The following is a 20,193-nucleotide window of genomic DNA, read 5'->3' on the forward strand; positions in this document are numbered from 1 at the left end:
CTCGTTTATCCATCCTTGTCCGTCCGGAACCATGATTCCGGGTCCACTGGGCTGTTATCCTGTCTTACTTCTATATAGAGCGTTTCTGACCAGTCAGTTCCAGTGCCATCACCGCTTGTTGACATAATAGCGCCGATTTCCGGAGTTTCACCCGGCATCAAACCTACCGGAGTACCCTCGGGTATCACTTCCCCGGTCAGACCATATACCTCTTGCAGACCTGAGAACACGAATAGCAATCCGGGCTGGGGTTCAAGGATCACAAGATTCCCGAGATCCAGCAACGGCCCGCGGTAACGGATCGTGGCAGCCGTTGGCGCGGTGACCAATGCGCGGGGTCGCGTGCCCAGCACCAGCCCGGGGCGCGTTACCCCCGCTGCGTCCGTTTCGCCCGCCCGGTGCAGCATGACCCCTTGTGCGGGCAAGGCGATTTGACCTTTCCGGCCCGAGACATCTGCATTTGTATCTTCAATCTCACCATCGGTGATCTCGGATAACCCACTGGCAAACCCATCCAGCGTTTCGGTCGAGGATATCAGGATCGCTGTACGCACAGGATCTTCTACGAAACGGCGAGGCAGATCGGTCCGGTCCGCTATCGCCTCACTAAGCTGCGTGCGGGCATCCTGAACACCCTCCAACCCTTCGGTCAGCGTATTGGCAGCGTTTTGTTGAAGCTGTCGCAGTGTCTGTACCTCTTGCAATTCGTTTGCAAGCGCCTGAGCCTGCGCGTTCAACCCAGGCGTGACTTCGGACAACATCATACCAGTGCGCGCGGCCCCAAGTGGGCCGGACGGGTGCAGCATAAGTACCGGAGGCGCGGTGGTTTCGATCGTCTGCAGAACACCTAACAGCTGCGCCACCTCCTGCTCTTGTACCTGCAATTCCGCAGTCAATTGCGCCTCGCGCAAGGCCGCGCGGCGCAGGCCGTCGCGCATGGCGCTCAGACCAGCCTCGTAGGCTTTTATGGTTTCGGTCAGAGCTTTGACACGGTCGCGGGCAGATTCGGCCTCAGTCAACGCGATCGAGGCTTGCTCCAGCATCTCGGCCGCTTCTAGTGCCGCCTTTGACGGGCTGGTTTGGGCGACGACAGGGGTGGCCCAAATCAGCGCTGCAGCAACGATCGGGCGCAATCTCATGTCAGCAAGCTTTCCCCTGTCATTTCAACGGGTTTCGGCAATTCCATAAGCTGCAACAAAGTTGGAGCAAGATCGGCCAAGCGCCCATCGCGCAGGCTTGCCCCTTCGGGGCCGCCGACCAGAACAACAGGCACGGGATTCAGCGTATGCGCCGTATGTGGACCGCCCGTTTCCGGGTCAACCATCATTTCACAATTACCGTGATCTGCGGTCAAAATCATCGCACCCCCGACCTGCTTCAGCGCTGCAACCACCTGCCCCAGCCCTTGATCAACAGCTTCACAGGCTTCAATCGCAGCTTGCAGATCACCGGTATGACCAACCATATCTGGATTGGCGTAGTTGGTGACGATCAGATCATATGCGCCGTGGATCGCCTCGACGAACTTTTCTGTCACTTCGGCCGAGGACATCTCGGGCTGCAAATCATACGTCGCCACTTTGGGCGATTTGGGCATGAAGCGATCCTCGCCACCCTCGGGCTGCTCTTTGCCACCGTTCAGGAAGAAAGTGACATGAGGGTACTTCTCGGTTTCGGCCAGCCGGAACTGGCGCAGGCCTTGCTTAGCAACCCATTCGCCCAGCGTGTTCACGATATCCCGCTTGGGAAATACAGTCGTCATATAATCGTTATGGCCATCGGAATACTCAACCATGCCCAGTAACGCCGACAACTGCGGGCGCGGACCGGAGTCGAACTCGGCAAAACCGGGCTCCCCAATTGCCCGCAGGATTTCTCGGGCACGGTCGGCGCGGAAGTTCAGGCAAAAGAACCCGTCACCGTCCTTAATACCGGAATAACCAGCAAGAACCGTGGGCGCGATAAACTCGTCGGTTTCGGATTGGGCGTAGGCATGGTCGACGGCCTCATGGGCCGAGGCCACGGTGCGCCCCTGACCTTTGACTATTGCGTCATAAGCCTCGGAAACGCGTTCCCAGCGATTATCGCGGTCCATGGCAAAGTAGCGCCCACAGACGGTGACGACATTTGCGCCATCGGGCAACCGGTCTTCGAGTTCGGCGATATAGGTAAAGGCCGATTTCGGGGCCACATCGCGCCCGTCGGTGATCGCATGTAGCGCCACAGGCACACCCGCATCGGTAACCGCTTTGGCGGCAGCCACGATATGATCCAGGTGCCCGTGCACGCCCCCATCCGATACCAGCCCCATCAGATGCGCTGTCCCGCCTGCAGCTTTCACCTTAGCGATGAAGCTCTGCAGCGCCTCATTGTGAAAGAAAGAACCGTCTTCTATGGCCAGGTCAATCTGCCCCAGATCCATCGCAACCACGCGCCCAGCCCCGATATTGGTGTGACCAACCTCGGAATTACCCATCTGACCACTAGGTAGACCCACATCCGGCCCGTGCGTTATCAGTTGCGCATGAGGACCTTCAGCCATGAGAGCATCAAAGGTTGGCGTATTTGCCAGATAAACCGCATTGGCCTTGGTGTCGTCGGATAGGCCCCAACCATCAAGGATACAAAGGACAACGGGCTTTGGGGCGGTCATGAAAGCTCTCCGATTGAGGCGGCGTTGCTGTCTTCTACCCCCTGCCCGCTCAAGGTTGAACCGTCATTAGGGCCGCGAATGAAGAATTAATCTGTCTTGTAGTCCCCAAAGGGTCGCGCTTTGCGGTTGCGGTATTTAACGGTCAGCTCAAGCGGCATCTCGTTTTCGTCGTAAATACCGATCACCACGCCTGTTCCTCGGCTTGATCCACGCATGTTTAGCAGTTGTTCTTCCGACCGGGTCGTGCGCTGCGACTGGCGCCGCGTCCAGGTGAACAGGTGATCATACATCTCGGCGATGATGTCTGTGTGCTCATCGCTTTCGCCCAGGTCCGTCAGCTCATTCGGATCATTCTCTAGATCAAACAAAAGCGGGCGATAGCCCCCTTCACAATGGATCAGCTTCCATTTCTCGTTTGCAACCATGAACATGACCGCATCCCGAACCGAGGCGTTCAGTGTCTGCGCTATGGGAGATGCAGAGTAGTCATATTCACAAATCACTACATCGCGCGGGGTGCTGTCAGCCTGAGCGTGCAGGATGGGCAGCAACGAATGCCCTTCCAGAATGTGCCCTGCGGGTTCACCGCCTGCAACATCCAGAAACGTGGGCGCTAGATCGATGGATTCGACCAATTCATCGCATGTGGTGCCGCGCGTGGCATCAGCCTCGGGCGATGGATCAAAGATGATCAGCGGCATTTTGGTCGAGGCGTCATGGAAGAAGGTCTTCTCTCCCATCCAGTGATCGCCCAGAAAATCCCCGTGATCCGAGGTCAGCACGATCATCGTGTCCTGCATTCGTCCGGTCTGATCCATCCAGTCAAACAGCCGCCCCATTTGGTCGTCAGCCTGCTTGATCAGGCCCATATAGGCTGGGATCACGGCCTCGCGTACATCCTGACGCGAGAAGGTCTGGCCGATTTTCGTATCCATGAACGCTTTCAGCACCGGATGAGCGTTCTGCCGTTCAGCTTCGGACCGAATGACAGGCAGAATATGTTCGGGACCATACATCGAGGCGTAGGGTTCCGGCACAATATAGGGCCAATGCGGTTTGATATAGCTAAGGTGGCAGCACCACGGCCCGTCATGGTTTTCCATGAACTCCATGGCGCGAGAGGTGAGATAAGGCGTTTCGCTGTCTTCCTCGGCGATATTCGCGGCCTCTGACGAATTCTTCAGGAACCAACCCGAAAGTACATTGCCCTCTTCATCCAGCCCCGAATTGGCGAAGTCGTGCCAGGGGTTGTCACTCTCATAGCCTTTGTCTTTCAGATACTCGTTGTACCTTTTGGCGCCATCCGGGTCATAAAACCCATCCGGCCCTTCGGGGCGCATCCCGTCATCGCGCTCAAAGACATCAAACCCGCATTCAGCGACGCGTGCCCCGATCAGGCTGTCGGGCTCAAGCCCCAAACGAGCCATGCCCTCGGCGTCTGCGCGCATATGAGTCTTGCCAACCAACCAGCAATCCATCCCTGCCTTGCGCAAGTGATCGCCCATGGTGACCTCACCAACTTTCAGCGGGATTCCGTTCCATGACGCGCCGTGCGAATGCACATAGCGGCCGGTATAGGTCGACATACGGGAACTGCCGCAGATCGGAGACTGGATGTAGGCCCGCGTGAACCGCACACCCATCGAGGCGAGACGGTCAATATTTGGCGTATGCAGATGTGGATGCCCGTAGCAGCTGAGATAGTCCCAGCGCAATTGGTCGAACATGATGAAGAGGACGTTCTTGGCTTTGTTCATGCCAAGAGGGTTATCCTAGCCTTCCATCTGTTGCAGCATCTTTTTCGCACGCTTGCACTGCAACTGGTCGCGCAGAGGGCTGTCGGGATCGATATCCTTTTGGCAGACCACACATTTATCGGCACCCGAGATCGCGTTCAGGCCACCGCAGCTGCCTTTGATGGTTTTGCCCATCAACATCACACCCAGCGCCATGCCAACCATGACGATCAGCAACAGGAAAAAGGCCAGAATAAAGGTGCTCATAGCGGTTCCTACCGGTCAGTTGGTCCCCAGCGCATCCTTGAAGGCGCTGCTTTGTACGGTGATATAGGCTTCTTCTCCGCTTGTCACATCCCGCGAGATGAAGAACACGGCAAGTTTATGCTCTTCGGCCAGTTCCAGACCCTTTTCCAGACCCAATGCCAGCATCGCCGTTGCCCACGCATCCGCCATCATGGCGTTGTCTGCTATAACAGTAACCGAAGTGGTGCGATGAGTAATCGGGCGGCCCGTCGTCGGGTCAATGATATGCGAATAGCGCACCCCGTCCTGTTCGAAGAAGTTCTTGTAATCACCCGAGGTCGCCATTCCCAGATTGTCGAGCGGCACGATCAACTGGATTGATTGCGCGCCAGTCTCGGGTTTTTCGATCCCGATCCGCCAGCTTTCGCCTTTATCATTCTCGCCCATGGTCACCAGATCACCACCGATCTCGACCATATAGTTCTCGATCCCGGCCTCGCGCAGCTGTGCGGCAACCGCATCGATGCCATAGCCTTTGGCAATCGCAGACAGGTTGATTCCGACTCCGGCCTCTGACTTGGTCAAAGTGCCCGCTCCGCGATCCAATTCTAACAACCGCGCTTGTCCCACTTGCCCAAGCGCTGTCGCGATCTCGTCATCTGCCGGAATTGGGTCTTCAGGTTTTCGCGGTCCAAACCCCCACAATTCGATCAGCGGACCAAGGGTAACATCAAACGTACCACCGGATTTCTCGTGAACCTCATTTGCGGCCTCGATGACGAAGGCAAATTCGTCTGACACTTGCATGGGGTCCGTGCTGCCTGAGGCCGAGAAGGTCGAGACCTCGGATTTCGGGTCCCAGTTGGACATCTTGGCATTGACCTGCGCCAGGGTCTCCTGAACCGCTTGCCCCAGCGCTGCTTCGTCCAAATCATCGCCGATTGCGGTGATGTTGAACGTGGTGCCCATCGTCTCGCCGGACAGGCGTACCACGTCAGGCTCTTTGCCAAACAAGCAGGCCGAAACAGTCAAAAGTAAGGCCAGTGCGATCAGTGGGCGCATGGTGCAATCTCCCGGGAGTGTTCTTGCCCGGCATATGCCAGTGAGCCTGTTCAGAGTCAAACCGGCCTCAAATCTTGAGCGGCAAAAACGCCAATGTAAAAAGCCCGATTGCTGCCGGGACGCCAAACAGCCAAGCGCGCTTTTGCCAACCTTCCGGTTGCTGTTTCCAAGCCATGCGAAAATTATGGCCGCAGACCACCACGATAAAAAATATCAGCGCGGCCACTGGTGGCGTCAGATACAGGTTGCTCACAAGCAATTTCCTTTTGAAGTGGCCAAGTTACGCCGGTTTTCGAAATTGCACCCTATACAGGGCCGGTCCCTGCGGTAAGGTAGGTTGTAAGGACAATACCGGTGAAAGAGGAGACCGCCCATGGCCCCAAGCTCTTACCAGCCTCCGACACGCGGCGACAAGGCCGCGGCGACAACCCGCAGTCAATCAGTTGAGACCAATCTGTCGCATACCCAGACAACGGTTGCGAAACTGATGGAAGGCAAAGGGGATGCCGTTTTTTCGGTGCGGCCCAACGACACGATTCACTCGGTCGTGGATATCTTGCGCGAAAAACGCATCGGGGCCGTTGTTGTGACGGATCAGAATGGTGCCCTGCAGGGTATCCTTTCCGAACGTGATATCGTGCGCCGTATGGCGGAAACGCCCGGCCAGACCCTACCCCAATCCGTGGCTGATCTTATGACGACTGAGGTTAAAACCTGCAGCCCCGAAGATTATCTGAACGATGTGCTGAAAACCATGACCGAAGGCCGGTTCCGGCATATGCCCGTGCTGAGTGATGGAAATCTGCGCGGGGTGATCACCATTGGCGATGTGGTTCATTTCCGCTTGAAAGAACTGGAATACGAAGCACTTAGAATGAAGCAAATGATCGTCGGCTAGCGACTTACGCTGATACGCGCGCGATTCCGGTGTGCGTTGTCGAGATAAATAGGACAGAACCAGGCGAGATTTCCGCAGCCGTCAACTGATCGGTGATGAACGCACCTGTATCGATCGAAATGACATCATGCTCGACCCGAGCTTCGTCGACGATGGTATGGCCATGCACCACCCATTGCTCGTCTTTCCTGCGTTTCTTGCGGAACTGAGGATGCCCCCAAAGGCAAGTTCTGTCCTGTTGCCGATCGACCGGCTGCGAAGGATCAAGCGCGGCATGAACAACCGTTACATTCCCGCTCGTCCAGGTCAGCGGCCGATCTTGTAACCAGTCCAGAAGCGGTTGTCCCATCGCTTGCTGCAGTTGTTCGGCAACGGCTTGCGGGTTGGACTGGTCAATATCCGCAAGCCCAAACGAAGCCAAAGTCTGAGCACCGCCATTATACAGCCAGACACGCTCCATCCGGGTTGGATCAGACAAAAACCCAAGCAGCATATCTTCGTGATTGCCTTTCAGGCAGATCGCCCGGGTTTCAGGGTTCGTCTCGAGGTGGTGTAGCTGACGCAACACCTGCGCGCTGTATCCGCCCCGGTCAACATAGTCGCCTACAAACACCACCGGACAGTCGTTATCCAGCGCAGGTAGCAGCCGTTGTAAAAGATCCAACCTCCCATGTATGTCTCCGATTGCGTAGAATTTTTCTGTAGGCGCCAATGAATGCAGAATCACCGTCTGATCAGGCGGTGTTTGAGATGCGATAAGCCTTTTGATCCATCCGGTGAACATAAGACCTGCTGTCCAATGCGGCAAATTATGAAACGGAATTCGCCAAATGCAGACGTTGATATTGGCAGCCTGCCCAACATCAGACCCAAAAATGAAAATGGTCGGCCCCAAGGGTTGGAACCGACCGATTCTGTTTATCCGCCGAAATCGTCGAGCATGATGTCTTCGCGGTCCACGCCCAGATCCAGCAGCATGTTGATGACCGACTGGTTCATGATTGGCGGACCACACATGTAGTATTCGCAATCCTCGGGTGCGGGGTGGTTCTTCAGATATTCCTCGAACAGAACGTTGTGAATAAAGCCAGTGTAGCCTTTCCAGTCATCCTCGGGCTGGGCGTCCGACAACGCAACGTGCCATTCGAAATTGTCGAATTCCTTGGCCAGCGTGTCGAAATCTTCGACAAAGAACATCTCTTTCTTCGACCGCGCTCCATACCAGAAGCTGATCTTGCGGTTGCGGTTTTCAAGGCGTTTGAGCTGGTCAAAGATATGGCTGCGCATTGGGGCCATACCAGCACCACCACCGATGAAGACCATCTCTTTTTCGGTCTCGCGAGCAAAGAACTCGCCAAAGGGACCAGAGATTGTGACCTTGTCGCCCGGTTTCAGGTTGAAAATATACGACGACATCTGACCCGGAGGAATGCCTTCGGATCCAGGAGGGGGCGAAGCCACGCGGACGTTCAGCATGATCATGCCTTTTTCATCCGGATAGTTTGCCATGGAATAGGCGCGTTCGATCGGTTCGGCGACGACGGATTTGTACTGCCATAGATTGAAGCGATCCCAATCCTCGCGGTATTCTTCTTCTACGTCGAAATCCGTATAGGCGAGCTGGTGTGCAGGCGCTTCGATTTGGATGTAACCACCAGCGCGGAAATTCACATCCTCGCCTTCCGGGAGGTCCAGCGTCAGAGCCTTGATAAAGGTCGCCACATTCTCGTTCGAGCGAACTGTGCATTCCCATTTCTTGACGCCGAAGACCTCTTCGGGAACTTCGATGTCCATATCCTGCTTGACTGCAACCTGACAGGATAGCCGGTCACCACAAGACGCCTCGCGCTTGGTGATATGGCTTTCCTCGGTCGGCAGGATCGAGCCACCGCCGGAATGCACGCGCACGCGACATTGCGCGCAGGTGCCACCACCACCACAAGCGGAGGGCACGAATAGCTTCTCTGCCGCAAGCGTCTGCAGCAGTTTGCCACCCGCCGGGACCGAGATTGTTTTCTCACCATTGATGGTGATGTTCACGTTACCGGTTGAAACCAGCTTGGACCGCGCCGCCATGATGATGGCAACCAAACCAAGAACGATAACGGTGAAAAGGGCTACACCTAAGCCAAAGGTTTCCATTCCGCCCTCCTTACAGTTTCACGCCCGAGAAGGACATGAAGGCCATCGCCATCAGTCCAGCGGTGATGAAAGTGATGCCCAGGCCTTGCAGACCATCGGGAATGTCCGAATACTTCAGCTTTTCCCGAACACCCGCCATCGCAGTAATCGCCAGAGCCCAGCCAAAGCCAGAGGACAGACCGTAAGTCGCCGCTTCGGCAAAATTGTAGTCACGTTCCACCATGAACAGTGAACCACCCAAAATGGCGCAGTTCACCGTGATCAGTGGTAGGAAGATCCCCAGCGCGTTGTAGAGTGGGGGGAAATACTTATCCAGCACCATCTCTAGGATCTGAACCATCGCTGCGATCACGCCAATATACGAGATCAGTCCAAGGAACGTCAGGTCCACATCCGGGAAACCTGCCCAAGCCAGCGCACCTGGTTTCAGCAGATAGTTCAGCAGCAGATTATTCGCCGGCACGGTGATGGCCTGCACCACCATGACCGAGATGCCCAGACCCAGCGCAGTTGAAATCTTCTTCGAAACAGCGATGAAGGTACACATCCCCAGAAAGAAGCTGAGCGCAAGGTTTTCGACAAAGATGGCCTTTACGGCCAGTGAAATCAGACCTTCCATCAGTGGGCCTCTACCTGCTGGATTTTGTATTCACGCTCTTCCACCTGGTTCGGCTTCCATGTGCGGAAGGCCCAGATGATCAGACCGATGATGAAGAAAGCCGACGGCGGCAGCAGCAGCATGCCGTTGGGCACATACCAGCCGCCGTTGTTGACGGTCTCCAGAATGGTGACACCGAACAGTGACCCGGCGCCAAACAGCTCACGAATGAAGCCGACCAGCAGCAGGATCAGACCATAGCCCATGCCGTTGCCCATACCGTCGATAAAGGACGCGACCGGGGGGTTCTTCATGGCAAACGCTTCGGCCCGGCCCATCACGATACAGTTGGTGATGATCAAGCCGACAAAGACCGACAGTGTTTTTGAAATCTCAAACGCATAAGCCTTGAGGATCTGGTCCACCAGGATCACCAGTGAGGCAATGATAACCATCTGTACGATGATCCGGATCGAACCCGGGATTTGGTTTCGCAGGCACGAGATAAAGAAGGACGAGAACGAGGTCACGAAGATCACCGCCAGCGCCATCACCATCGACACCTGCAGTGACGAGGTCACCGCCAGCGCCGAACAGATGCCCAGCACCTGCAGCGTGATCGGGTTGTTGTCGACAAGCGGGTCGACCAGCATCTCTTTCTTGGTCTGAGACATCAGAGCTCTCCTGCTTGCAGTTTGGCCAGGAACGGGGCGTAGCCCGCGTCGCCCATCCAGAATTTCACCAGGTTATCGACACCAACCGACGTCAGCGTGGCACCAGCCAGCGCATCGACATAGAAATCGGGGCCTGCCGCAGGCTGCGACTTGGCAACGGTGATTTGCAGATCGCCTGCATCATCGCGCAGCTTTTTGCCATTCCACAGCGCCTTCCAGCGAGGATTGTCCACCTCGGCGCCAAGGCCCGGTGTCTCACCGTGCTGATAGAACTGCAGGCCGTAGATATCGTTGCCGTTGTTTTCCAGCGCGATGAAACCATAGAGCGTGGACCAGAGGCCATAGCCGTGAAGCGGCAGGATTACCTTGTCGAGCGCCCCGGCATCATCACGCAGCAGATAGATTACGCGGTACTTGGACTTGCGCCCGATCCCAGCCGGGTCATCGTCCAAAGCGACGCTCAGTTCTGGATCGCTGGCAGCAGCGATATCATCGAAGGTGGTCGCGTCGAACTGATCGTCAACGAATTCACCTGTAGACAATTCCAGTACATGCGGCTCAAAGGCAGCGAATGCCTCGGTCACATCAATGCCTGGTTCGTAGATGCCGGCAACTTGCAGAACGTTGACTTGCTTATCCTTCAAACGGTTGATTTCCTGCACCGGGCGCAGGCTGACCGCAGCAGCAGACACGACCATCGAGGCTACAAGGCAGACGGCAACGGCAACAAAGATAGTCTTGCCAACCGAATCTGGCGAAGCAGCCAGAAACTTGGCAATCGCTCCCTTGGGTTCATTGGATTGCGTATCAGACATGGCGACGCGCCCTCCGTTTGATGTTTGCCTGGACGACGAAATAGTCGATCAGCGGCGCAAAAACGTTTCCGAACAAGATTGCCAGCATCATACCTTCTGGGAAAGCTGGGTTAATGACGCGGATCATCACAACCATGATACCAATCAGCGCGCCATAGATGTAGCGGCCCATATTGGTGTGACTGGCCGAAACGGGCTCGGTTACCATGAACGCCAGACCAAAGGCGTAGCCCCCAAGAACGATATGCCAGTACCAAGGCATCGCGAACATCGGATTTGTGTCCGATCCGATAAGATTCAGCAGAAGCGTGAAGCCTATGGTGCCCGCAAGACAGCCCACTATCAGGCGATAATTGGCAATCTTGGTCATCAGCAGGAAGGCCAGGCCAATCATGCAAGCCAGCGTCGATGTTTCTCCAAAGCTACCCTGAATTTGCCCGAAGAAGGCATTGGCCCAGGTGATCCCGTCGGCCGCCAGTGCTTGAACGCCTTCAGCAGCGGAGATACCCAAAGCAGTCGCACCGGAAAATCCATCCACCGGGGTCCAGACTGAATCCCCCGACATTTGCGCGGGATAGGCGAAATATAGGAAAGCGCGTCCGACCAGCGCTGGGTTGAGGAAGTTCTTGCCCGTGCCGCCAAATACTTCCTTACCGATCACGACACCGAAAATGATGCCTAACGCGACCTGCCACAATGGCGCTGTCGCAGGCATAATCAGTGTGTAAAGCATCGAGGTTACTAGAAAACCCTCGTTGACCTCATGGCCGCGCACAGTGGCGAAGATGACCTCAAAAATACCGCCCGCAACCAGTGTGGTAATGTAGATCGGAAGGAAATACATCAATCCATGCATCACATTGGCGAAAATGCTGTCAGGGTTCAGCGAGATGCCGAACACCTGCAGGATCGCAATCCGCCAGCCTGTTGCCGAATCCGTTCCCAACGTAGCAATGGCCGAGTTTGCCTGATAGCCAGTGTTATACATCCCCCAGAGGATTGCGGGGATCGTAGCAATCACGACATAGGTCATGATCCGCTTCATATCCACGTAAGAGCGCGCATGCGGCGCGACGGTCGTGACGGTTTTCGGAGTGTAGATAAAACTTTCCACCATCTCGTAGATGGGGAAATATTTTTCGTACTTGCCGCCCTTGGTAAAGTTCGGCTCGATCCGATCGAAGAAGCTGCGCAAACCCATGTGGATCAGCCCTCCTTTTCAATCTTGGTGAGGCAGTCGCGCAGCGCCAGCCCATATTCATATTTCGCAGGGCAGGCAAAGCCCACAAGGCCCAGGTCTTCTTCGTCCAGTTCCAGTGCACCCAGCGCCTGCGCGGTGTCGGTGTCCATCACCAATAGCGCCCGCAGCAATTGCGTCGGCAGATAATCCTGGGGCATAAGCTCTTCGAATACACCCGTCGGCACCATCGCGCGGCGACCACCATTCAGGTTAGACGTGAATGAATAGAGCTTCTTGGCAAAAGCCGATCCCAAAACAGGCTGTACCGCATATTTCGAAGGCATAGGAAGAATCCAGCCCAGTGTGTGCTGATCATGATCTTCGCGAATAATGCTGATCTGGCGCGCAAAACGGCCCAGATAGGCGGTCGGACCATCGGCATGCTGCCCCGACAAGATCGACCCCGAGATGATCCGCGCGATCCCGTCGACGTTCACTTCATCCCGGGTCAGGTCATCCGTCGACGCGCCCATCACGGTGCGGATCAGGCGCGGTTGGCGCGCGCCCGGTCCAGACAGAGCAATCACGATGTTTGTATCCAGATGACCGGTCTGCATCAGACGACCGATCGCGATCACGTCCTGGTAGCCAATGGTCCAAACCTGCTTGTCCCCTCCCAGCGGCTCAAGGAAGTGAATATGAGTTCCAGCAAGGCCCGAGGGGTGTGGGCCGGAAAACGCAGCCGCTTCTATACCTGGCAGATCGGAACCGGGGATGGATGCCCCCTCTTGCTGGCACAGATAAGTCTTGCCGTCGGTCAGGTTTGAGACAGCTGCGAGACCAGCCGCAAATGCCTCGCCCGCATCCGCAATAACCAATGCCGCATCACCTGCCAGTGGATCGCTGTCCATGGCTGTCACGAAGATTGCTGTAGGCTTGGAGCCTGGTTCGGGCATCTTTGAATAAGGACGTGTCCGGAAAGAAGTCCACAGCCCGGCCGCGCAGAGCTTAGCCGTAACACCTTCGGCAGTCTCGGCATCGCCGGTGCCCGAGAAATCTATGCCGGCGTCATTGGCATCCGAGACCTCTATCACCACGCTTTGCAATACGCGTCGCGCCCCGCGATTAACTGCCACGACCTTGCCGGTCAGCGGCGCGACCATCATCGCGTCGGGCGCATCCTTGTGGCAGAACAACGGCGTTCCTCGCTGGACCGCGTCGCCCTCTTGCACCAGCATCTTGGGCTTTAATCCGATATAATCACTGCCCAGAACGGCAACCGACGAGAATTCAGGCCCCGGCTGGATTTTCTGTTCGGGCGCGCCTTCAACCGGCAAATCCAACCCTTTTTTTAGTTTGAAAGTTTGCATGTTGCTACGTTCTTCCAAGCCTTTGTCCTGCGCCTGCTGCGCGCCATCTTACAATGATGCCAGGAAATAACACGAAATTTCCCGTCTGTCCGGTCGCGAAAGCGCCATTATCCGACCAGAATCCGCAGGCGTATTTCCGATCACGGGTCCTTTACGCGGGGATGAGTGCAAACGCAAACCTGTTACCGCCCAAAATCGAAAAGGAATGTCACATTCTTTTGAGCTTACGGTCGTTCAGAACAATTTGCCCATTTAATTTGCGTGTCGCACAGGCTGATCAACCGGTGTAAGCAACCACAATGGACAACAATGATAAATTCGAGATTTTTCTGATTGCCACTCCAGGGCTCGAAACGCCTTTGTGTGCCGAGGCCATCGAGCGCGGATTCTCAGGCGCCAGGATCGTTCCAGGTGGTGTCGTGTGCCGTGGCGATTGGCCGGAAGTCTGGCGCGCTAATCTGGAATTGCGTGGTGCCAACAAAGTTCTGGTACGACTGGGCAGTTTCCCCGCCGTGCATTTGGCGCAATTGGACAAGCGCGCCCGAAAATTTCCGTGGGCGAGTTATCTCAGTCCAGACATTCCCGTGAAGGTCGAAGCAACCTGCCGCAAATCTCGTATCTATCATGCAGGAGCGGCGCGACAGCGCATCGAACAAGCCATATCCGAGGGGCTCGGCACCTCAGTCTCACCCGATGGCAAAGTCCGTGTGCTGCTAAGAATCGAAAAAGACATATGCACGATCTCCGTCGACACATCCGGCGAGCCCTTGCACAAGCGCGGTCATAAGCCTGCAGTCGCCAAGGCCCCGATGCGGGAAACAATGGCTTCGATGTTCCTGCGTGAGTGTGGGTTTGACGGGTCTGAACCGGTTCTGGACCCGATGTGTGGCTCTGGAACATTCGTTATCGAAGCGGCTGAAATTGCACTTGGTCTGCCCCCAGGCCGCTCACGTCAGTTCGCATTCGAAGATTTGGCAAGCTTCGATCCAGATGTCTGGCAAAAAATGCGCACTCGTACCGGTCGACCCGAAACAGAGCTGAGATTCTTTGGCTCAGATCGCAATACAGGCGCAGTCGAGGCTTCACGCTCTAACGCCCGACAGGCACAAGTGGATCATGCCACCCGATTTCAGCACTGTTCGGTCAGTGATATCAAGCCGCCAGAAGGCCCAGCTGGGCTGGTCATCGTCAATCCGCCCTACGGGGCACGCATCGGTGATGAAAAGCGCCTGCGGTCGCTCTATGGCAGTTTAGGCAAGGTATTATCCAGTCGTTTCCAGCGATGGCGTGTGGGCATCATCACCACCACACCCGGACTTGCCCGCGCAACGCGATTGCCAATGCTTCCCCCCGGCCCAATCGTTGATCACGGCGGAACAAAAATCCGACTGTATCGAACCGATCCGTTGCAGTGACTCAGCGAATTCGCGGATCAGGCGAAGGGTTAAAACCACCCCTCGAATCCAGCGACGACATATGTGTGTACGCCCAAAATCCCTCTTGCACATCGATATGACGAGGTATAGGTCACACGCCACGGTCGGAGTGTAGCTCAGCCTGGTAGAGCACTGTCTTCGGGAGGCAGGGGTCGGAGGTTCGAATCCTCTCACTCCGACCAATAAAACAAGGCGCCCAAGGGCCAAGGCCTTGTGGTAAAATGTTGATGGGAGGTCAAAGTGGCCTCCCATTTCTGCTTCAAGGTTGAATTCGAATTTCAAACGGCATCCAGCTCGCCCAAATCAATGTTCTTACCGCTCTTTAGCTGGTCGTAGATCAGGTTCTTTAGCAGTTCCATTGCTTGCTTGTCAGATTTCAAGAACAGCGTCTCTAGACCGTTGTTAGAAGGGTAATGTGCGGCTCTTTGCTTAATCCCCCTCTAAGCGATTTTCGGATAAGCAGCCGTTCAGGCAAAGCGCAGCGGAGCCAACGAGAGAGCCCAAAATTGACTGATGCTGGGTTTGATCGCAATGAAACCGCAACGTTATCGCAGCGCTATCTGCCGCTGAAGTGCAATGGTTGGCATTCAAAGCCCTTATTTTGTTTACGTTCACCCCGGGAACTCGCCTTCGGGAGGCAGGGGTCGGAGGTTCGAATCCTCTCACTCCGACCAAAAACAAAGCTCCTAATGGGCCTCTTTGTTTTTCTGCGATATCCAGCTTAGCAAAAGTCGCTAGTCATCCCAGTTCAGTTCAAACTCTTCGCGAAAGGCAAACCGTTTTAGGTGATCGGAAATCACTGTCTTCCAACTGTCCAGGTCATCGCGTGGCTGCGCCGAGGCGCGAACTTCCAGTGCTACTGGCGTCGCCTTTAGTTCGACGGCATTGCCACTGTCAAAAAAAACGGTTCCAGTATTTGCATCGAACTCGACCTGTCCCTTATGTGACCAATGTTTGCACAATTGCTGTAAGTACTTGCTAGCATTTTCTGTTGTCGCCGATCCGATAGCGTTTTGTCGCGGCAAAAGCGCGAGGCCGTTTTGCGCTTTTGCGCGCATGCTTTTTGCGAAAAGGGTGACGTCAATTTCAGTGGCCAGAAAGGTCACGCCGATCTCAAGACACCTACGCTGCGTTGCTGGGTCCAGTGTTAGGATACCCGCGGCTTTACCTACCGCGACGATGCGGGTCAGCGCGTCTTCAATGGCCTCCACAACATCTGGATGCCCGGCGTTGCCGATATGACCCATGTCGGCGGCCAGATCTGCAGGTCCGATAAAAACTCCGTCTACTCCATCAACCGTCAGAATGTCGTCCAGAGCGGCCATGCCCGCGTTGTTCTCTACCTGTACCAGCAGACAAATCTGCTCATCCGCCGTATCGAGGTAGTCCGGGATTTTGGCAAATTGCGAAGCCCGCGCAAGGGATGATCCCACACCTCGGACGCCGCGTGGGGGGTATTGCACCGCTCGCACCAGTTCGCGCGCCTGATCAGCGCTTTCGACCATCGGCACCAGAATACTCTGAACACCCGCGTCGAGATATTGCTTGATCATCCATGTCTCACCAATCGGTAGGCGTGCGACTGGCGCGCTGCCCGAACTTTCGATCACTCGCACCTGTTCAAGGGTCGAGCGCAGGTCGTTTGGTGCGTGTTCGCCATCGACCAACAACCAATCGAACCCTGCGGTCGCGGAAATTTCTGCTGCATATGCGTCGGCCATTCCGATCCAGCACCCGACCTGAGGCTTTCCAGCCTTTAATGCGGCCTTAAAGGTGTTCTTTGGTGCGGGCATGTCGCTGCTCCTTTAGGCAAAATTGATGTCGACGGATCCGAACGATCCGAAATCGGCGTGGATTTCCGCACCCGATGGGCATTCGATCGGGCGAATGAAGCTGCCGGACAGGATTACGTGGCCGGGTTCAATGCTCTGGCCGTATTGCGCCATGCGACGGGCAAGCCAGACCACACTTTCGACCGGATCATTCAATACGCCCGCACCCAGGCCGGTTTCCTCGATTTCGCCGTTGCGGAAGGTTAGGGCCCCTACCCATCGCAGGTCAAATGCATCCGCTGGGTGGCGTTCCGCCCCTAGTACAATGCCGGCATTTGCGGCGTTGTCGCTGATTGTGTCGAATACAGTGCGGGACTTTCCAGTCCCAGGGTCTGCCCGCTTAATACGAGTGTCGAGGATTTCGATGGACGGAGTAACATAGTCGGTCGCCCGCAAAACCTGATCGCGGCTCACATCGGCGTCACCAATAGCTTCCTTCATGACAAAGGCGATCTCGGCTTCGATACGTGGTTGGATGAAACGACCTGCGGGAACGGTCCCGCCATTTTCAAACGCCATGTTGTCAAACAGGATACCACTATCAGGTATGTCGATATTCAAAGCATATTGCATCGCTTTCGAGGTCAGCCCGATCTTCCAGCCGATGACCTTGCGCCCTTCCGCCAGCTTGGCCCGATAGATGGCATTCTGCACTTCATAAGCGTCATCCATCGCCATTTCGGGATACCGCAATGTCAGTAGACCGATCTGCTGTCGCGTCCTTTCCGCGTTCAGCAGATCGGCGGCAGCGCGCGCATGGTCTTCGGGGGTCATATCTGCTCATCCTCGATGGTGTTGCGCAGGGTGCCAATCCCATCGACGGATACCTCAACCACATCGCCGGGAGCCAAGTATTTTGGCGGATCAAATCGTGCACCTGCGCCGGTTGGGGTGCCGGTAACGATGATATCGCCCGGTTGAAGCGTCATAAAGGTTGATATGTATTCAATCTCGCGCCGGATCGGAAACATCATTCGGTTCAACGTATCGTCCTGACGCAACTCACCATTCACGTGGGTCTGAATGTGGGCGCCATCCAGTTGCGCGGCATCAGTGAACGGGACCAGCCAAGGGCCGATGGCACCCGAATTGTCCCAGTTCTTACCTTGCGTGACGTTGAACTTGGCGTGCCGAACCCAATCGCGGATTGTCCCTTCGTTGCACAGGGTCAAGGCTGCAATATGGCCATAAGCATCGTCCTGCGAAATCCGGCGGCCTGCTTTGCCGATCACGATGGCCACTTCACCCTCGTAATCCAGCGTGTGATTTTCGGGCGGGCGGATCAGAGGGCGATTATGGCCGGTAAATCCACTGGCGAAGCGTGGAAACAGCGACATGTATTTCGGCTGGGCACTGCCATCTTTGTATTCCGCGTTGCGATCTGGAAAGTTCACGCCAACGCACAGAATACGGCGGACATCCGGCATCACCATCTCAAAGGTGAAATCCGTGTGGGTTACGGGCGTTCCTTCGGCAGCCTTGGTCAATTGGCCAAACGCCCCGGCGGCGACAACCTCGTAGAGGCTTTTGAACTCGGCAAATTCGCTGTTTAGTGCGACCGCGCCTTCATCAGTGATCGCACCAAAAAATGTTTCACCGTTGGCAGTGTAGGTTGCAATGCGCATCAGGCCTCCTCGGCGTTATGGAACCCGCCCATACTGAGAGTTTTAGATCAAGCATACTTTGCTTACGGTGCGATGATGGGAGACGCAGACAGGTCTGGCTCGTTTACATCCACACCGACAAAGGATGTGCCGTGTTCAAACCAACTGCGCGGCGCCGGAGCGCCCCAGAGCGTCTGACGCTGCGGGTCCTTCAGGTCCCATTTGATCGGCTCCAGATCGGGGTCAACGGTCTGATAATCCGAGCAATAAATCTCAATCCGGTGTCCGTCGGGATCGAGGATATACAGGAAGAAAGCATTCGAAATACCATGTCGCCCCGGGCCGCGTTCGATGTTGTCCACATAGCCGGTGGTGGCCATTAGATCGAGCAAATCGATGATGTTCAGCGGTGTTGGCACCCAGAAGGCCACGTGGTGCATCCGTGGGCCTTTGCCATTGGTGAAGGCCATATCATGCACCCCACCCTTGCGGTGCATCCACGCGGCCCACAGTTTCTTGCTGTCTTCGTCTTCCGTATACTCGGTCACGCGGAACCCGAAATCACTATAAAACGCGACACTGTCATCGACATTGGTCGAGAAGCAGTTGAAGTGATCGATCCGCAGCGGTTTCACACCACGATAGAGTGCGTATTTCTGATGGATCGGCTCCAGGCGATCCATCTTGTGATAGAACTCCAGCGGTATGCCCATATTGTCCGAGGTTAACAGAGTCCGGCCCTGATAGGGGCGATCAACCCATGAGGTCGGTCGGCCTTTGGATATAAAATACGCCTCGGCCCGATCCAAATCATCCTCGTCGAATGTTTTGAAGCCCATGACCTCGACAGTCGCCGGCTGATCGGATTTCTGCAGGATCACACAATGATGTCCACGTTCCTCCATAGCGCGCAGGTAGACATGTGTGTCGCTTTCGTCCGAGACCTGCAAACCCAGAATCTCCGAGTAGAATTTGCGCGAAGCAACAAGATCGCTGACGTTCAGGCAAACATGGCTCAGCCGGATCGTGTTGAAGTCGGGGTACAGGTTGGGGGCTGGAACGGGCATTGAAACCTCCTGTTAAACGGGGAAGATGACGTTGGTCTGACCAGTGCCGGAGCTTGGGAAATACTCGGTCACAACCTCGCATTTTTTGTCATAGGCGTCCCAACCCAACGCTCCGTAGAGCATCGACGTGTCATGCATCGAGCCTTCGCCGCAGCAGAAATTGGCATAGTCGCCCAGCATTTTCAGGAACGTGGCGTGGTCGCCGTTCTTCCACATCTCAAGCACATGCAAGTCCATCTGACGGTTGAATTCCGAGCTGATGGTGAAAGTGCCGTTATTGGCGGCATAATCCTTGTTCGCCCAGATCTTGTGCGACAACGAGCCTGACGCGACCAACAGCACCTTTTCATTGCTGGCCTCAACCGCTTCACGGATGGCCTCGCCGACAATTCGGCTATCATCATGGCTATGCACCGTGGCCCAGGCCGCGACCGAGACAACCTTCATATCATGCTCGCGGCTCATGAACCGCAGCGGCACCAGTGTGCCGTATTCCAGTCCGAGGCTGTCCAGGTGATGCGCCAAAGTATAGGCGCCCTTTTCTGAAGCTATCTTAGCAATGGCGTCGCCCATTTCAGGATTGCCCGTATAGGAATACGGCAGGTCCTGAATGAATTGCGGGAACTCGTTCGACGTGAACAGGCCTTCGAACTTCTCATTGGCGTTGATGTGGAACCCGGCATTGATCACCCAATGGGTGTCACAGATGATCACCGTGGTCGCCCCCAGTGCTTTGGCGCGGCGCGCGATCTCGCGGTGGCCATCAATGGCAGGCTGGCGTTTACCTTTCACCGGGCCTTCCTGCTCGGACATGAGCAATGTCGGCACATGGGTCATTTTGGCGGCAAGAACGATTTCTCCCATGGTCTGCTCCTGGAGT

The 20,193-nt window shown here is 55.7% G+C and carries 20 protein-coding genes and 1 tRNA gene; 3 read left to right on the plus strand and 18 right to left on the minus strand.

All coding sequences use genetic code 11. The features are described 5' to 3' along the window. Positions 1-5 precede the first annotated feature (5 nt). From ACR0BI_RS09735 to ACR0BI_RS09760, 6 genes are all read right to left on the minus strand, one after another. Positions 6-1,139 carry a peptidase M23 gene (locus ACR0BI_RS09735; protein ID WP_170561994.1) on the minus strand — a complete coding sequence of 378 codons (1,134 nt, stop codon included), beginning with the start codon at positions 1,137-1,139 and terminating at the stop codon, positions 6-8. After that, positions 1,136-2,653 carry a 2,3-bisphosphoglycerate-independent phosphoglycerate mutase gene (gene gpmI / locus ACR0BI_RS09740; RefSeq protein ID WP_480562224.1) on the minus strand — a complete coding sequence of 506 codons (1,518 nt, stop codon included), beginning with the start codon at positions 2,651-2,653 and terminating at the stop codon, positions 1,136-1,138. The genes ACR0BI_RS09735 and gpmI overlap by 4 nt, the downstream gene beginning before the upstream one ends. An 86-nt stretch (positions 2,654-2,739) precedes the next feature. Next, on the minus strand, positions 2,740-4,410 hold the full coding sequence (locus tag ACR0BI_RS09745; RefSeq protein ID WP_480562223.1) for a sulfatase-like hydrolase/transferase: 1,671 nt from the start codon (positions 4,408-4,410) through the stop codon (positions 2,740-2,742). A gap of 15 nt (positions 4,411-4,425) precedes the next feature. Beyond that, positions 4,426-4,656 (minus strand): (Na+)-NQR maturation NqrM, encoded by a 231-nt coding sequence (nqrM, locus tag ACR0BI_RS09750; protein WP_170393970.1) that lies wholly within the window; start codon positions 4,654-4,656, stop codon positions 4,426-4,428. Between the two features lie 15 nt (positions 4,657-4,671). Then, entirely contained in the window at positions 4,672-5,697 is a 1,026-nt protein-coding gene (locus ACR0BI_RS09755) for an FAD:protein FMN transferase (protein WP_170732681.1), read from the minus strand. A gap of 67 nt (positions 5,698-5,764) precedes the next feature. Continuing rightward, entirely contained in the window at positions 5,765-5,950 is a 186-nt protein-coding gene (locus ACR0BI_RS09760) for a hypothetical protein (protein WP_170393974.1), read from the minus strand. Positions 5,951-6,070: 120 nt separating this feature from the next. On the opposite strand from ACR0BI_RS09760, the gene ACR0BI_RS09765 reads away from it, so the two are divergent. Beyond that, positions 6,071-6,595 (plus strand): CBS domain-containing protein, encoded by a 525-nt coding sequence (locus tag ACR0BI_RS09765; protein WP_170393976.1) that lies wholly within the window; start codon positions 6,071-6,073, stop codon positions 6,593-6,595. A 4-nt stretch (positions 6,596-6,599) separates the two neighbouring features. On the opposite strand, the gene ACR0BI_RS09770 is transcribed toward ACR0BI_RS09765, so the two are convergent. From ACR0BI_RS09770 to ACR0BI_RS09800, 7 genes are all read right to left on the minus strand, one after another. Next, positions 6,600-7,379: a metallophosphoesterase gene (locus tag ACR0BI_RS09770; RefSeq protein WP_480562222.1), complete on the minus strand. Its 780-nt coding sequence runs from the start codon at positions 7,377-7,379 to the stop codon at positions 6,600-6,602. A 134-nt stretch (positions 7,380-7,513) separates the two neighbouring features. Continuing rightward, entirely contained in the window at positions 7,514-8,737 is a 1,224-nt protein-coding gene (gene nqrF, locus ACR0BI_RS09775) for an NADH:ubiquinone reductase (Na(+)-transporting) subunit F (protein WP_170393981.1), read from the minus strand. Between the two features lie 10 nt (positions 8,738-8,747). Then, positions 8,748-9,356, minus strand: coding sequence for an NADH:ubiquinone reductase (Na(+)-transporting) subunit E (nqrE, locus tag ACR0BI_RS09780; RefSeq protein WP_050603817.1), 609 nt, complete (start codon positions 9,354-9,356; stop codon positions 8,748-8,750). After that, positions 9,356-10,009: an NADH:ubiquinone reductase (Na(+)-transporting) subunit D gene (locus ACR0BI_RS09785; protein WP_152460184.1), complete on the minus strand. Its 654-nt coding sequence runs from the start codon at positions 10,007-10,009 to the stop codon at positions 9,356-9,358. The genes nqrE and ACR0BI_RS09785 overlap by 1 nt, the downstream gene beginning before the upstream one ends. Further along, a complete protein-coding gene (locus ACR0BI_RS09790; RefSeq protein ID WP_170393983.1) occupies positions 10,009-10,824 on the minus strand; it encodes a Na(+)-translocating NADH-quinone reductase subunit C in 816 nt (271 codons plus the stop codon). Before ACR0BI_RS09790 ends, ACR0BI_RS09785 begins: the two co-directional genes overlap by 1 nt. After that, the gene (locus tag ACR0BI_RS09795; protein ID WP_170511835.1) at positions 10,817-12,025 is read right to left on the minus strand and encodes an NADH:ubiquinone reductase (Na(+)-transporting) subunit B; all 1,209 of its coding nucleotides are present in this window, start codon (positions 12,023-12,025) and stop codon (positions 10,817-10,819) included. Before ACR0BI_RS09795 ends, ACR0BI_RS09790 begins: the two co-directional genes overlap by 8 nt. Positions 12,026-12,030: 5 nt before the next feature. Next, entirely contained in the window at positions 12,031-13,374 is a 1,344-nt protein-coding gene (locus tag ACR0BI_RS09800; protein ID WP_480562221.1) for a Na(+)-translocating NADH-quinone reductase subunit A, read from the minus strand. Between the two features lie 299 nt (positions 13,375-13,673). On the opposite strand from ACR0BI_RS09800, the gene ACR0BI_RS09805 reads away from it, so the two are divergent. Beyond that, on the plus strand, positions 13,674-14,789 hold the full coding sequence (locus tag ACR0BI_RS09805) for a THUMP domain-containing class I SAM-dependent RNA methyltransferase (protein ID WP_480562220.1): 1,116 nt from the start codon (positions 13,674-13,676) through the stop codon (positions 14,787-14,789). Positions 14,790-14,915: 126 nt separating this feature from the next. Beyond that, positions 14,916-14,992: transfer RNA gene (locus ACR0BI_RS09810), tRNA-Pro, on the plus strand. Positions 14,993-15,544: 552 nt separating this feature from the next. Here the strand turns inward: ACR0BI_RS09810 and ACR0BI_RS09815 are convergent. The 5 genes from ACR0BI_RS09815 to hpaD (ACR0BI_RS09835) form a co-directional block, all read right to left on the minus strand. After that, positions 15,545-16,603: an aldolase/citrate lyase family protein gene (locus tag ACR0BI_RS09815; protein WP_223118612.1), complete on the minus strand. Its 1,059-nt coding sequence runs from the start codon at positions 16,601-16,603 to the stop codon at positions 15,545-15,547. A gap of 12 nt (positions 16,604-16,615) precedes the next feature. After that, complete coding sequence (gene hpaH / locus ACR0BI_RS09820) at positions 16,616-17,416, minus strand: 2-oxo-hept-4-ene-1,7-dioate hydratase (protein ID WP_480562219.1); 801 nt, start codon at positions 17,414-17,416, stop codon at positions 16,616-16,618. Next, on the minus strand, positions 17,413-18,267 hold the full coding sequence (locus ACR0BI_RS09825) for a fumarylacetoacetate hydrolase family protein (RefSeq protein WP_480562218.1): 855 nt from the start codon (positions 18,265-18,267) through the stop codon (positions 17,413-17,415). The genes hpaH and ACR0BI_RS09825 overlap by 4 nt, the downstream gene beginning before the upstream one ends. Positions 18,268-18,329: 62 nt before the next feature. Then, positions 18,330-19,313, minus strand: coding sequence for a 3,4-dihydroxyphenylacetate 2,3-dioxygenase (gene hpaD, locus ACR0BI_RS09830; RefSeq protein WP_480562217.1), 984 nt, complete (start codon positions 19,311-19,313; stop codon positions 18,330-18,332). 12 nt (positions 19,314-19,325) lie between these two features. Further along, entirely contained in the window at positions 19,326-20,177 is an 852-nt protein-coding gene (gene hpaD / locus ACR0BI_RS09835; protein ID WP_480562216.1) for a 3,4-dihydroxyphenylacetate 2,3-dioxygenase, read from the minus strand. Positions 20,178-20,193: the final 16 nt, after the last annotated feature.

The organism is Ruegeria sp. E5 (genome assembly GCF_056534105.1).

What these genes read in the sequence shown, in the direction of transcription:
- ACR0BI_RS09745 (WP_480562223.1), bottom strand. Translation starts at nt 4,410, where the DNA reads ATGAACAAAGCCAAGAACGTCCTCTTCATCATGTTCGACCAATTGCGC.
- ACR0BI_RS09825 (WP_480562218.1), bottom strand. Translation starts at nt 18,267, where the DNA reads ATGCGCATTGCAACCTACACTGCCAACGGTGAAACATTTTTTGGTGCG.
- gpmI (WP_480562224.1), bottom strand. Translation starts at nt 2,653, where the DNA reads ATGACCGCCCCAAAGCCCGTTGTCCTTTGTATCCTTGATGGTTGGGGC.
- ACR0BI_RS09765 (WP_170393976.1), top strand. Translation starts at nt 6,071, where the DNA reads ATGGCCCCAAGCTCTTACCAGCCTCCGACACGCGGCGACAAGGCCGCG.
- hpaD (WP_480562217.1), bottom strand. Translation starts at nt 19,313, where the DNA reads ATGCCCGTTCCAGCCCCCAACCTGTACCCCGACTTCAACACGATCCGG.
- nqrF (WP_170393981.1), bottom strand. Translation starts at nt 8,737, where the DNA reads ATGGAAACCTTTGGCTTAGGTGTAGCCCTTTTCACCGTTATCGTTCTT.
- ACR0BI_RS09800 (WP_480562221.1), bottom strand. Translation starts at nt 13,374, where the DNA reads ATGCAAACTTTCAAACTAAAAAAAGGGTTGGATTTGCCGGTTGAAGGC.
- ACR0BI_RS09815 (WP_223118612.1), bottom strand. Translation starts at nt 16,603, where the DNA reads ATGCCCGCACCAAAGAACACCTTTAAGGCCGCATTAAAGGCTGGAAAG.
- nqrM (WP_170393970.1), bottom strand. Translation starts at nt 4,656, where the DNA reads ATGAGCACCTTTATTCTGGCCTTTTTCCTGTTGCTGATCGTCATGGTT.
- nqrE (WP_050603817.1), bottom strand. Translation starts at nt 9,356, where the DNA reads ATGGAAGGTCTGATTTCACTGGCCGTAAAGGCCATCTTTGTCGAAAAC.
- ACR0BI_RS09755 (WP_170732681.1), bottom strand. Translation starts at nt 5,697, where the DNA reads ATGCGCCCACTGATCGCACTGGCCTTACTTTTGACTGTTTCGGCCTGC.
- ACR0BI_RS09770 (WP_480562222.1), bottom strand. Translation starts at nt 7,379, where the DNA reads ATGTTCACCGGATGGATCAAAAGGCTTATCGCATCTCAAACACCGCCT.
- hpaH (WP_480562219.1), bottom strand. Translation starts at nt 17,416, where the DNA reads ATGACCCCCGAAGACCATGCGCGCGCTGCCGCCGATCTGCTGAACGCG.
- ACR0BI_RS09795 (WP_170511835.1), bottom strand. Translation starts at nt 12,025, where the DNA reads ATGGGTTTGCGCAGCTTCTTCGATCGGATCGAGCCGAACTTTACCAAG.
- ACR0BI_RS09785 (WP_152460184.1), bottom strand. Translation starts at nt 10,009, where the DNA reads ATGTCTCAGACCAAGAAAGAGATGCTGGTCGACCCGCTTGTCGACAAC.
- ACR0BI_RS09805 (WP_480562220.1), top strand. Translation starts at nt 13,674, where the DNA reads ATGGACAACAATGATAAATTCGAGATTTTTCTGATTGCCACTCCAGGG.
- ACR0BI_RS09735 (WP_170561994.1), bottom strand. Translation starts at nt 1,139, where the DNA reads ATGAGATTGCGCCCGATCGTTGCTGCAGCGCTGATTTGGGCCACCCCT.
- ACR0BI_RS09790 (WP_170393983.1), bottom strand. Translation starts at nt 10,824, where the DNA reads ATGTCTGATACGCAATCCAATGAACCCAAGGGAGCGATTGCCAAGTTT.
- hpaD (WP_480562216.1), bottom strand. Translation starts at nt 20,177, where the DNA reads ATGGGAGAAATCGTTCTTGCCGCCAAAATGACCCATGTGCCGACATTG.